Consider the following 12,161-nt stretch of genomic DNA (forward strand, 5'->3'; position numbering starts at 1 on the left):
GACGGGAGGCATCATGACGACAGCGCGTGCACAACAGAAGCTCGAGCCCGTGCCGAGAACCGGCGAGATGGAGCGCGACTTCGAATTCACGTCGGCCGATTTCGCGCGCATTCGCGAGCTGATTCACCGGCGCGCGGGCATCTCACTGTCCGACCACAAGCGCGACATGGCGTACAGCCGCTTGGCGCGGCGTCTGCGCGCGCGCGGGCTCGACAGCTTCCGCCACTATCTCGACCTGCTCGAATCCGAGCAGGACCCGGCCGAGTGGGAAGCCTTCACGAACTCGCTGACGACCAACCTGACTGCGTTCTTCCGCGAGTCGCATCACTTTCCGATCCTCGCGGAGCTCGTGAAGCGCCGTCAGCCGCCGGTGTCGGTGTGGTGCTCGGCGGCCTCGACGGGCGAGGAGCCGTACTCGATCGCGATGACGCTGATCGAATCGCTCGGCGACTCGGCGGCGCGCCAGGCGAGCGTGCTCGCGACCGATCTCGACACGCAGGTGCTCGCCAAGGGCGAAGCCGGCGTGTACTCGCTGGACCAGGTCAAGCAGCTGAGCCCCGAGCGCCTGAAGCGCTTCTTCCTGAAGGGGACGGGCTCGCATGCGGGCTACGTGAAGGTGCGTCCGGAAGTGCGCGCGATGATCCGCTTCGAGCAGCTGAACCTGACCGATGCGGACTACCGGCTCACCTCGCCGTTCGACGCGATCTTCTGCCGCAACGTGATGATCTACTTCGACAAGCCGACGCAATCGCAGGTGCTGTCGCGCTTCGAGCCGCTCGTGAAGCCGGGCGGGCTGCTGTTCGCGGGGCATTCGGAGAACTTCACCTATGTGACGCAGGCGTTCCGGCTGCGCGGACAGACCGTCTATGAGCTGACGCGCGATGCCGGCGCGAACGCGCGCGGCTCGGCGAAGACAGCGGGAGCGGCTGGGCGCCGCGAGGCGGTGATATGAACAGCCCCCACGCTCACTATCGTTCGCTGTCGACCGGAGTTAGCGCTTTAGCGGTTACTCCGGTCCCATGCAAAGCACCCCCCGAGGGGGCGGATGCCTCCCTTGGGGCGGCCCGGCGGGAGGCATCATGAGCGGCCTCCCGATCGCCACCAATCTCTATTACGACAACCACTTCGGCCGCCAGGGCGTGAAGCTGCTGCCGAACGAGTTCTACACGACCGGCGACGACATGGTGCTCGTCACCGTGCTCGGCTCGTGCGTGGCCGCGTGCATCCACGACCGCACCGCGGGCATCGGCGGCATGAATCACTTCATGCTGCCCGACGACGGCACGGAGCCCGCCCAGGCCGCCTCGGATTCGATGCGCTACGGCGCCTACGCGATGGAAGTGCTCATCAACGAACTCATCAAGATGGGCGGCCGGCGCGAGCGTTTCGAGGCGAAGGTGTTCGGCGGCGCGGCGGTGCTCGCGGGCATGACGACCATCAACATCGGCGACCGCAACTCGGAGTTCGTGCGCCGCTACCTCGGGCTCGAGAAGATCCGCATCGTCGCCGAGGACTTGCAGGGCCAGCATCCGCGCAAGGTCGCGTTCATGCCGAAGACAGGCCAGGCGGCGGTGAAGAAGCTGCGCCTGCAGCAGGAGCCGAGCGTCGCGGAACGCGAGCAGGCGCTCGCCAGGCAGGCGGCGGAATTGCGCGCGGCGCGCCACGCGCGCGCCAAGGAGCACGTCGAGCTCTTTGCGGCGCCGGCGAGCAAGCCGCGCACCGAATCATTCAGCGGCGGCCAGGCGGCGGGAGGCGCGGCGGCAAAGCCCGGCGCCGCCGCCACGGCCAAGCCGCGTATCGAGCTGTTCGGCGCGAGTGCGAATGCGAATTCAAACGCAAGCCCGCGCCCCACCAATCAGAACAGCGCCAGGTCAGTAGAGGAGGCGTAGTAGCCGTGCAGAAAATCAAAGTATTGTGTGTCGACGATTCAGCGCTGATCCGCAGCCTGATGACCGAAATCATCAACAGCCAGCCGGACATGACGGTCGTCGCCACGGCGCCGGATCCGCTCGTCGCGCGCGACCTGATCAAGCAGCACAACCCCGATGTGTTGACGCTCGACGTCGAAATGCCGCGCATGGACGGCCTCGACTTCCTCGAAAAATTGATGCGCTTGCGTCCGATGCCGGTCGTCATGGTATCGTCGCTGACCGAGCGCGGCTCGGAAATCACGCTGCGCGCACTCGAATTGGGCGCGGTCGATTTCGTGACCAAGCCGAAGGTCGGCATTCGCGACGGCATGCTCGACTACGCGGAAAAACTTGCCGACAAGGTGCGCGCCGCGGCGCGCGCCCGCGTGCGGCAGGCGGCTTCCGCGCCGCAAGCGGCGGCGGGTGCGGGCGCTGCGGCCGCGCCGGTGCATGCGCCGATGCTCAACAATCCGCTCGTCAGTACGGAAAAGCTGATCATCATCGGCGCGTCGACGGGCGGCACCGAGGCGATCCGCGAAGTGCTCGTGCCGCTGCCGCCCGATGCGCCCGCCGTCCTGATCGCCCAGCACATGCCGCCCGGGTTTACGAAGTCCTTCGCGCAGCGCCTGAACGGCCTGTGCCGGATCAGCGTGAAGGAAGCGGAGCACGGCGAGCGGGTGCTGCCGGGGCACGCGTACATCGCGCCCGGCCACGCCCACCTGCTGCTCGCCCGCAGCGGCGCGAACTACATCGCGCACCTGTCGGACGATCCGCCGGTGAACCGGCACCGTCCGTCGGTCGACGTGCTGTTCCGCTCGGCGGCCCAGCATGCGGGCAAGAACGCCGTCGGCGTGATCCTGACCGGCATGGGCAAGGACGGCGCGGCGGGACTGTTAGACATGAGAAATTCTGGCGCATACACTCTCGCGCAGGACGAGGCGAGCTGTGTCGTGTTCGGCATGCCGCGCGAGGCGATCGCGATGGGCGGTGCCGACGAAGTGGCGTCTTTATCGGAAATGAGCCGGCGGGTGATGGTACGCCTCGCGGCAATGGGCGACCGCGTGCAGCGCGTGTAGCCGAAATAGATCCACGGTTTTTGCGCTGCAATTTTGGGATAGAGGGAATCAAGATGGCTTTGGACAAGGGAATGAAGATTTTGGTGGTGGACGACTTTCCGACGATGCGCCGGATCGTCCGAAACCTGCTGAAGGAGCTCGGCTACGGGAATGTGGACGAGGCCGAGGATGGCGCGGCGGGCTTGGCGCGTCTGCGCGCTGGCGGCTACGATTTCGTGGTGTCGGACTGGAACATGCCCAACCTCGACGGTCTCTCGATGCTCAAGGAAATCCGCGCCGACGCGTCGCTGACGCACCTGCCGGTGCTGATGGTGACGGCCGAGTCGAAGAAGGAGAACATCATCGCGGCGGCGCAGGCTGGCGCGAGCGGCTACATAGTGAAGCCGTTCACGGCCGCGACGCTGGACGAGAAGCTCAACAAGATCCTTGAGAAGATGGTGAAAACCGGGAGCTGACCGTGGACCAGCCAATCAATGCGCCCGCAGAGGGCATCGAGGATGTCGACATGACGGCCGACCGCATCCTCGCCCGCATCGCGCAGCTCACGCGCGCGCTGCACGACACGATGCACGAGCTTGGTCTCGACAAGCAGATCGAGGAGGCGGTGAAAGCCGCGCCGGACGCGCGCGACCGCTTGCGGTATGTCGCGACGCTCTCCGAGCAGGCCGCCGAGCGCGTGCTGACGGCCATCGACATCACGAAGCCGATGCAGGAGCAGATCCAGAACGAGGCGAAGCGGCTCGACTCGCTCTGGGCGCAGTGGTACGAGGCGCCGCTGGAGCGTAATGCGGTCGGCACGCTGCTTACCGATACGCGCGCGTTTTTCGCGAGCGTCGCGGAGGTGTCGGCAACGACCAACTCGAAGCTGCTCGACATCATGATGGCGCAGGACTTCCAGGATCTGACGGGCCAGGTCATCAAGAAGATCATCGAGGTGATCCATGTGATCGAGCGGCAACTGCTCGCGGTGCTCGTCGAGAACATCGCGCCGGAGCGGCGCGAGCAGTTCGCGGCTGCGGCGCCGACGCTCTCCGCTCACGATCCGGACGGTCTCATGAACGGCCCGCAGATCGATCCGGGAAGCAAGTCGGACGTCGTGCAGGGCCAGGAGCAGGTCGACGACCTGCTGGCGAGCCTCGGCTTCTGACAGCCTGATCTGCCGATCTTTCGCCGCCGGTTCCCGGCGGCGCGTTCCCTATGCAGCAGCCGGGCGGCGGGCTTGACCACCGCCGCCCGACGTCTTCCTTACCGGGCCTTACCCGGCGTTCCTTCCAAAGCCTTCCCTGGCGGACTTCGGCGTTCGTCCATGCTCGCTTGCGCCGCGTTTGCGTCCTGTCGAGCGTTCGCACCGTCATGAACAACAGGCATACTACGAAGCATGCACGCCGGTGCGCACGTGGTCAGGCCGCCGGACGCGCCCTTACCCCAAGCGCTGGCGGCAGATACGCCGACCAAGCGTGGGAAACCGATCGCAAGGGAGGCTTTCGTGATGCCGAGTCGCTTCAGACGCGCTGTTTTGCATGCGTCGATCGCTGTGCCCAGTTCGCTGTTCGCTGTCCTTCCCGCCTACGCCGTTCTTGGCGGCAGCCCCATGCAGACGCCCTCGGGCGCCACTGCCACGACCTCGTCCTCGGTGGCGCGTGCTGCCGCGACGGGCTCGTCCACGTCGTCCAGCTCGTCTTATTCCGTGATCGAGACCACGCTGGAGACCGGCACCGTGGTCCGCGAGTACGTGACCACGTCGGGCACCGTGTTCGGTATCGCCTGGAGCGGCCCGCAGATACCGAACCTCTCCGACTTGCTCGGCGGCTATTTCCCGCAGTTCGCTTCGGGCGTAGCGGCGTCGCACACCGCAGGCGTGAGAGGCCCGGCGTCCGTCGAGGCGAGCGGCCTCGTTGTCCACTCGGCCGGCCACATGGGCTCGTTCTTCGGCCAGGCTTACGTGCCGTCGGCGCTGCCGTCGGGCGTGAGCAGCTCTGACATCAAATAATCCCACCGACGAACGGAGAAGAACCTTGCGAATCACGACAAGACTCATCCAGACGCTCGGCGTGCTGGGTTTCGCCGCCGCGATTTCATTGCTGGCGGGCTGCGGGGGCGGGGGAGGCAGCAGCAGTAGTAGCAGCAGCTCGTCGTCGTCATCCTCGTCGTCGTCCTCGTCCACCTCGAACCAGGTGGCCATGACGGTGAGCTCCGGTGTCTCCAACTTTCCGAACATCCCGACGGTCAGCGTGACCGTCTGCGCGGCCGGCAGCACGACGAACTGCCAGACCGTCAACAACATCCAGGTCGATACCGGATCGTTCGGGCTGCGCATCGTCAACAGCGCGATCTCGAACGTGCTCAGCAGTCTCACGCAGACGACGGTCAGCGGCTCGAGCCTGTACGAGTGCCTGCAGTTCGTCAGCAGCTACACCTGGGGCTCGGTCCGCACGGCTGACGTCACGATCGGGGGCGAGAAGGCGAGCAGCCTGCCGATCCAGGTCATCGGCGACGTGGGCTCGACGTCCGTGCCGTCGGGGTGCTCGAGCGGCGGCGGGAGCGCAGTGAATACCGCCAGCGCGCTCGGCGCGAACGGCATTCTCGGCATCGGCGTCAAGCCCTACGATTGCGGAGCGTCCTGCGTGACGACCGCGAGCACGGCGTTCTACTACGGGTGCAGCGGCTCGAGCTGCTCGGTCACGACGGTGCCGCTTGCGCAGCAGGTGCCCAACCCGGTGTGGAAGTTCTCGTCCGACAACAATGGCGTGATTCTCACGATGCCGTCGATTTCGTCGAGCGGGCAGTCTTCGGCGACGGGCACGCTCACTTTCGGCATAGGAACGCAGTCGAACAACACCTATGGCGCGTCGAACAAGTTCACGACCAATTCGTCCGGCGACGTGGCCGGGACCGTGAACGGCACCGCGGTGTCCATCGCGTTCTTCGATTCGGGCTCGAACGGCCTCTTCTTCGACGACAGCTCGCTGACGCAATGCTCCAGCACCAGCAATGCCTCCGGCTTCTATTGCCCGTCCAGTACGACGAGCGTCCCGGCGACCGTGCAGAACTACGGCGGCACCGGCAGCTCGGTCAGCCTGTCGATGAGCATCGAGAGCGCCAGCACGCTGTTCTCCAACAATAGCGGCGGCAACTTCGCCTACAACGACCTGGGCGGCCCGTTCGGCGCAAGCGCGCTCGACCTCGGCTTGCCGTTCTTCTACGGACGCACGCTCTACTTCGGCATCGACCAGACCGCGCTGAGCTCGCCTGGCACCCAAACGCCATACGTCGCGTTCTAAAGCACGAGCGCCGGATGCGTTTCGCACGCATCCGGTGCTCGGACGCATCGTCGAATCCGCGCTTTGCCGCCGCCATCCGTGCCCGCCGACCCCTCCACCGCGCCTCGTTGCCGGTTCGCCGCCCCGATCCATCTCGCCGACATCACCCGGGAAGCCTATATCTACCTCGGCGCGGGTGCGACCGTCGTGCTGCAGCTCGCGCATCCGGGCGTCGGGCAGGGCGTCGTCGAGCATAGCGAGACGCTGCGGCGTCAGGTCGACAGGTTGCGCACGACGATGACCTACATCTACGCCGTGACGCTCGGTACACCCGCCGAGCGCGAGTACGTCGCCCGTCACGTCAACCAGGCCCACGCCCCGGTGGGCTCCGACGCGTACAGCGCGTTCGACCCGGACTTGCAGCGCTGGGTCGCGGCGACGCTGTTCAAGGGCGCGCTTACGCTGTGCGAGCTGTTCGACCGGCCGCTTGCGCGCACCGACGCCGACGCGCTGTGCCGCGAGGCGGCCGTCTACGGCACGACGCTGCAGATGCCCGCCGAGAGCTGGCCGGCCGATCTCGCCGCTTTCGACGCCTACTGGACCCGGCAGCTCGCCGGCTTCACCGTGAACGACGAAGTGCGGCGCTACGTGCACGCGCTGCTGGGCGCGAAGGGCGCGCCATGGTGGATCCGCGCGCTGATGCCGCTGCAGCGCTTTGTGACGCGCGCGCTCCTGCCCGCCGAGCTGCGCCGCGCCTTCGGCCTGCCGTGGACGGCGCGCGACGCGCGGCGCTGGGCGTGGTTCGTCCGCTATGCGCCGAGGCTCTACCGCTGCGTGCCCGGTGTGCTTAGGCACCTTCCGGCTGCGTGGGTCATGCACGGCTTCAGGCGGCGAATGGCGCGTGAAGCGCCGATTTGAGGCGGGATTTTCCTTTTCGCCGGCGCGGCCAGCGAATGAGGGCTGGGTTTGCACCATGCTTTTGTTACGTCGGCTTCAAATATCTTGGTCCGAATCCATTTTGGCTTTGTCGATTGCGGGAGTTGCAGAAAAAATATCCAGGGAAATTTAAAAATTCGGACCTTGATGAAATCCAGGATCTCCGCCGCGCCTCCGCGCACGCGCAGCACGCCCCTCCCGCCCCATCACTCGAAATACACCCCTTTCCCCGCCCTTATCCGCCGATCGCGGCTTGACGTCTGCCGGAATAATCGCTGCCAGTGGGAAAGCGGCATGTCGCCGTGCCCCGCCGTTACCCGTTTGGAGAGCTTCGTTCGTGGCAGAGGACAGCGACCTCGAAAAGACCGAATCAGCCACCCCCAGGCGCCTCGAGAGGGCGCGGGAGGAAGGGCAGGTCGCGCGGTCGCGGGAGCTGGCGACGTTTGCGCTGCTGTCGGCGGGGTTCTATGGCGCCTGGAGCATGGCCGGGCCGATCGGCGGCCATCTGCAGGCGATGATGCGCAGCGCTTTCACCTTCAATCACGCCGCCGTGCTCGACACCAGCAAGATGCTGATCGGCGCGGGCAGCGCGAGCATGGAAGGCTTCTACGCCATCCTGCCGATCCTCGCGCTCACGGGCGCCGCCGCCCTGCTCGCGCCGATGGCGCTCGGCGGCTGGCTGCTCTCGACGAAGTCGTTGCAGCCGAAATTCGATCGCCTGAATCCGCTCAACGGCCTCGGCCGGATATTCTCGCTCAACGGGCCGGTCCAGCTCGGGCTCTCGCTCGTGAAGACGATCGTCGTCGGCGTCATTGGCGGGACGGCCATCTGGAATCACAAGGATGACATCGTCGCGCTCGCGACGCTGCCGCTCAACGAAGCGATCGCCAGCGCGATGCACCTGATCGCCGTGTGCTGCGGGATGACGGTGGCGGGCATGTTCGTCGTCGCCGCGCTCGACGTGCCGTATCAGCTCTGGACGTACCACAAGAAGTTGCGCATGACGAAGGAAGAAGTGAAGCGCGAGAACCGCGAGAACGAAGGCGATCCGCACGTGAAGAACCGCATCCGCCAGCAGCAGCGCGCGATGGCGCGGCGCCGGATGATGTCGGCGGTGCCCAAGGCCGACGTGGTCGTCACCAATCCGACGCACTTCGCGGTCGCGCTCCAGTACACCGACGGCGAGATGCGCGCGCCGAAGGTCGTCGCCAAGGGCGTGAACCTCGTCGCCGCGCGCATCCGCGAGATCGCGGCCGAGCACAACGTGCCGCTGCTCGAAGCGCCGCCGCTTGCTCGCGCGCTCTATCACAACGTCGATTTGAACCGCGAGATCCCGGGCTCGCTCTACAACGCGGTCGCGCAGGTGCTCGCGTGGGTCTACCAGCTGCGCCGCTTCAAGGCGGAAGGCGGCGACATTCCGGCGACGCCGACCGAATTCGAAGTCCCGGCCGATCTGGACCAGGGACCGGTCTCGGACGAGGACGCCGACGAGGAAGCCGAAGAGGCGCTCAACGAGGGCGCATCCAGCAGGAAATCAGCAAAGGGCACGGATAAAGGAGCCTCGGCTTGAATTACCCCCACGCTCACTATGCTCTGCATGGGACCGGAGCAAGCGCTAAAAGCGCTAACTCCGGATCGACACGTTCGCTGCCCCCCGAGGGGGCTGACGCCTCCCTTGGGGCGGCCCGGCGGGTGGCGTCATGAACGCACGCGTAGGCGCCTTGCTCGGCAAGCGGCCGCAGATGCTCGCAGGCAACAACCTGCGCGCGCTCGCAGGGCCGGTGCTGATCTGCATGATCCTCGGCATGATGATCCTGCCGCTGCCGCCGTTCCTGCTGGATCTGCTGTTCACGTTCAACATCGCACTTTCCGTGATGGTGCTGCTCGTCAGCATGTACACGATGAAGCCGCTCGACTTCGCGGCGTTCCCGAGCGTGCTGCTGTTCTCGACGCTCCTGCGGCTCTCGCTGAACGTCGCCTCGACGCGGATCGTGCTGCTCGAAGGCCACACCGGCCCCGACGCGGCCGGCCAGGTGATCGAGTCGTTCGGGCATTTCCTCGTCGGCGGCAACTTCGCGGTCGGCATCGTCGTGTTCGTGATTCTGATGATCATCAACTTCATGGTGATCACGAAGGGCGCGGGGCGGATCGCCGAAGTGTCCGCGCGCTTCACGCTCGATGCGATGCCCGGCAAGCAGATGGCGATCGACGCCGACCTGAACGCCGGCCTCATCAACGAGGAGCAGGCCCGCAAGCGCCGCACGCAGGTCGCGCAGGAAGCCGAGTTCTACGGGTCGATGGACGGCGCGTCGAAGTTCGTGCGCGGCGACGCGATCGCCGGCCTGATCATCATGGTGATCAACATCATCGGCGGGCTGATCGTCGGCGTGGTGCAGCACGACATGAGCTTCGCCGCGGCCGGCAAGAACTACACGCTGCTCACGATCGGCGATGGCCTCGTTGCGCAGATCCCGTCGCTCGTGATCTCGACGGCGGCCGGCGTGATCGTCTCGCGCGTGGCGACCGACGAAGACATCGGCACCCAGCTCACCAGCCAGCTTTTCACGAACCCGCGCGTGCTGATGATCACCGGCTCGATCATCGTGCTGATGGGCCTGATCCCGAGCATGCCGCACTTCGCGTTCCTGCTGCTCGGCGGCGGCGCGATCCAGCTCGCGCGCGTGATGAAGAAGCGCGAAGAGGCGAAGAAGACGAGCTCGGCGCTCGTCGACGTCGCGCCGGCGGCGGCCACGCCTGTGGAAAGCAACGAGGCGAGCTGGGACGACGTGACGCTGATCGACGCGCTCGGCCTCGAAGTCGGCTACCGGCTGATTCCGCTCGTCGACAAGAACGCCGACGGCGAACTGCTCAAGCGGATCAAGAGCATCCGCAAGAAGTTCGCGCAGGAAATCGGCTTTCTGCCGCCCGTCATTCATATCCGCGACAACCTCGAGCTGCGGCCGAACGCTTACCGGATCGCGCTGAAGGGCGTGGAAGTGGGTACGGGCGAGGCGTATCCGGGCCAGTGGCTCGCGATCAACCCGGGACAGGTCACCGCCGCGATTCCGGGCACGCCCACGCAGGATCCGGCGTTCGGGCTGCCGGCGGTCTGGATCGATACGAACCTGCGCGAGCAGGCGCAGGTGTACGGCTATACGGTCGTCGATTCGAGCACGGTGGTGGCGACGCATTTGAACCACCTCGTCGTGCAGCATGCGGCCGAGCTGCTGGGCCGCCAGGAAGTACAGGCGCTGATCGCGCGCACCGGCAAGGATGCGCCGTCGCTCGTCGAAGACCTCGTGCCGAAGACGCTCTCGCTCACGACGCTGCAGAAGGTGCTGCAGAACCTGCTCGAGGAAGGCGTGCCGATCCGCGACATGCGCACGATTCTCGAATCGCTGTCGGAGCACGCGGTCAAGATCACCGATGCGCACGACCTCACCGCCGCGGTGCGCCTCGCGCTCGGCCGCGCGATTACGCAGCAGTGGTATCCGGGCAATGGCGACATGCAGGTGATGGGCCTCGACTCGGGGCTCGAGCGCGTGCTGTCGCAGGCGCTTTCCACGAGCGCGAACCCGGGGCTCGAGCCGGGCCTCGCGCATACGCTGCTCACCGAGACGCAGAAGGCGATGATGCGGCAGCAGAACACGGGGCTGCCGCCGGTGCTGCTCGTGCAGCATGCGCTGCGCGCGATGCTCGCGCGGTTCCTGCGGCGCAGCTTGCCGCAGCTGAAGGTGCTGTCCTATGCGGAAGTGCCGGATACGCGCACGATCAAGGTCGCGAATTTGATTGGGGGGAATGGGTGAGGGAGCTGTTTTTCCAGCTGCTCTCCATTTCACGCGAATTTTCGCCGCAAATGACCTTTTGAATCGTTTGTGCGCATCTGCCCGGCATGGTGAGGCAATCCTGATGGCCACATCGGGAGAGTCCTTGCATGGAATGCCAATCAAGTTTTTTATCTCGCTGCCGTATACCTGTTAGCCGAGCGGCGGCGGGGATTCAAAAAAAAAGCGGCAATTCCATCCAGCATGCGAGTTGCGCCGATCCTCGTCACAAAATCCACAAACAACAGACCAAGAAGCGAGGAATCGTGAAAAAGAAATTAATCGGGGTTAGCTGTCTTTCAATGGCCTTTCTCTCGCTGTCGGCTTGTTCCGACATGCAAATGGGCGCGCAGTCGGCCAAAACCACTGCAACGGGGTCGGCCGGCGGCGCGACGTCTCAGAACGCCAACGTCGGATTGCAGCATTGCCCGGCGCCGCTGGGTACGGTTTCGATCGTCGAAGACACGTCGGCGCCGTGGTACGGCTTGCTGACGGGCCAATACCAGTTGGGCAGCACAGTTCCTGTTCTCAAGCTGCTGGTGCAGCAGTCGAACTGCTTCGTCATCGTCGACCGTGGCCGCGCGCTCGACGCCGCGATGCAGGAGCGCGCGCTGAACTCGTCGGGCGAACTGCGGAAAACGTCCAAGATGCATAAAGGACAGATGGTCGCCGCCGACTACACGATCAGCCCGAGCATCACCTTCAGCAACAACAATGCGGGCGGCGGCGCGGCAGGCCTGCTTGCCTTCGTTCCGGTTGTCGGCGGCGCGCTCGCCGGCGTAGCGGGCACGATGAAGACGCAGGAAGCCTCGACGCTGCTGACGCTCGTCGACAATCGCAGCAGCGTGCAGCTGGCTGCCGCGGAAGGCTCTGCGAAGAACGTCGACTACGGCATGCTTGCAGGCTTGGCCGCGTTCGGCGGTGGCGCGGCGGGTGGCGCCGCCGGCGGTGCGTACACGAATACCGCCCAAGGCAAGGTCATCGTCGCGGCCTTCACCGACTCCCTCAACAATCTGATCGGCTCGGTCAAGCAGTACAAGGCGCAAAGCGTCAAGGGCGGGCTCGGCAACGGCGGCAACCTGCAGGTCAACTGACGGCGCTGACCGTTTCGAAGCGGCTGCCGCGGATCGAGGTTGAGCTGCGGCAGCGGCGCTG

Annotated in this window: 11 protein-coding genes; all 11 read left to right on the forward strand. The window is 65.8% G+C overall.

Translation table 11 applies throughout. The annotated features are described in order from the left end of the window. Window positions 1-13: 13 nt before the first annotated feature. On the forward strand, window positions 14-952 hold the full coding sequence (locus FAZ69_RS09780; protein ID WP_136893818.1) for a CheR family methyltransferase: 939 nt from the start codon (window positions 14-16) through the stop codon (window positions 950-952). Window positions 953-1,076: 124 nt separating this feature from the next. Further along, window positions 1,077-1,889, forward strand: coding sequence for a chemoreceptor glutamine deamidase CheD (cheD, locus tag FAZ69_RS09785; protein ID WP_136894888.1), 813 nt, complete (start codon window positions 1,077-1,079; stop codon window positions 1,887-1,889). 5 nt (window positions 1,890-1,894) lie between these two features. After that, entirely contained in the window at window positions 1,895-2,986 is a 1,092-nt protein-coding gene (locus FAZ69_RS09790) for a protein-glutamate methylesterase/protein-glutamine glutaminase (RefSeq protein WP_136893820.1), read from the forward strand. A gap of 59 nt (window positions 2,987-3,045) precedes the next feature. After that, complete coding sequence (cheY, locus tag FAZ69_RS09795) at window positions 3,046-3,441, forward strand: chemotaxis response regulator CheY (protein WP_136894890.1); 396 nt, start codon at window positions 3,046-3,048, stop codon at window positions 3,439-3,441. Window positions 3,442-3,491: 50 nt separating this feature from the next. Further along, entirely contained in the window at window positions 3,492-4,133 is a 642-nt protein-coding gene (cheZ, locus tag FAZ69_RS09800) for a protein phosphatase CheZ (RefSeq protein ID WP_136894892.1), read from the forward strand. Between the two features lie 342 nt (window positions 4,134-4,475). After that, on the forward strand, window positions 4,476-4,976 hold the full coding sequence (locus FAZ69_RS09805) for a DUF2844 domain-containing protein (RefSeq protein WP_136893822.1): 501 nt from the start codon (window positions 4,476-4,478) through the stop codon (window positions 4,974-4,976). Window positions 4,977-5,001: 25 nt separating this feature from the next. Further along, entirely contained in the window at window positions 5,002-6,267 is a 1,266-nt protein-coding gene (locus tag FAZ69_RS09810) for a DUF3443 domain-containing protein (RefSeq protein WP_136893824.1), read from the forward strand. A 63-nt stretch (window positions 6,268-6,330) separates the two neighbouring features. Then, the gene (locus FAZ69_RS09815; RefSeq protein ID WP_206171185.1) at window positions 6,331-7,164 is read left to right on the forward strand and encodes an oxygenase MpaB family protein; all 834 of its coding nucleotides are present in this window, start codon (window positions 6,331-6,333) and stop codon (window positions 7,162-7,164) included. 355 nt (window positions 7,165-7,519) lie between these two features. Further along, complete coding sequence (flhB, locus tag FAZ69_RS09820; protein WP_136893826.1) at window positions 7,520-8,752, forward strand: flagellar biosynthesis protein FlhB; 1,233 nt, start codon at window positions 7,520-7,522, stop codon at window positions 8,750-8,752. Between the two features lie 130 nt (window positions 8,753-8,882). Next, on the forward strand, window positions 8,883-10,988 hold the full coding sequence (flhA, locus tag FAZ69_RS09825; RefSeq protein ID WP_136893827.1) for a flagellar biosynthesis protein FlhA: 2,106 nt from the start codon (window positions 8,883-8,885) through the stop codon (window positions 10,986-10,988). Window positions 10,989-11,308: 320 nt separating this feature from the next. Beyond that, window positions 11,309-12,100, forward strand: coding sequence for a CsgG/HfaB family protein (locus FAZ69_RS09830; protein WP_136893829.1), 792 nt, complete (start codon window positions 11,309-11,311; stop codon window positions 12,098-12,100). Window positions 12,101-12,161 lie beyond the last annotated feature (61 nt).

The organism is Trinickia terrae, from assembly GCF_005144415.1.
Lineage (GTDB): Bacteria > Pseudomonadota > Gammaproteobacteria > Burkholderiales > Burkholderiaceae > Trinickia_A > Trinickia_A terrae.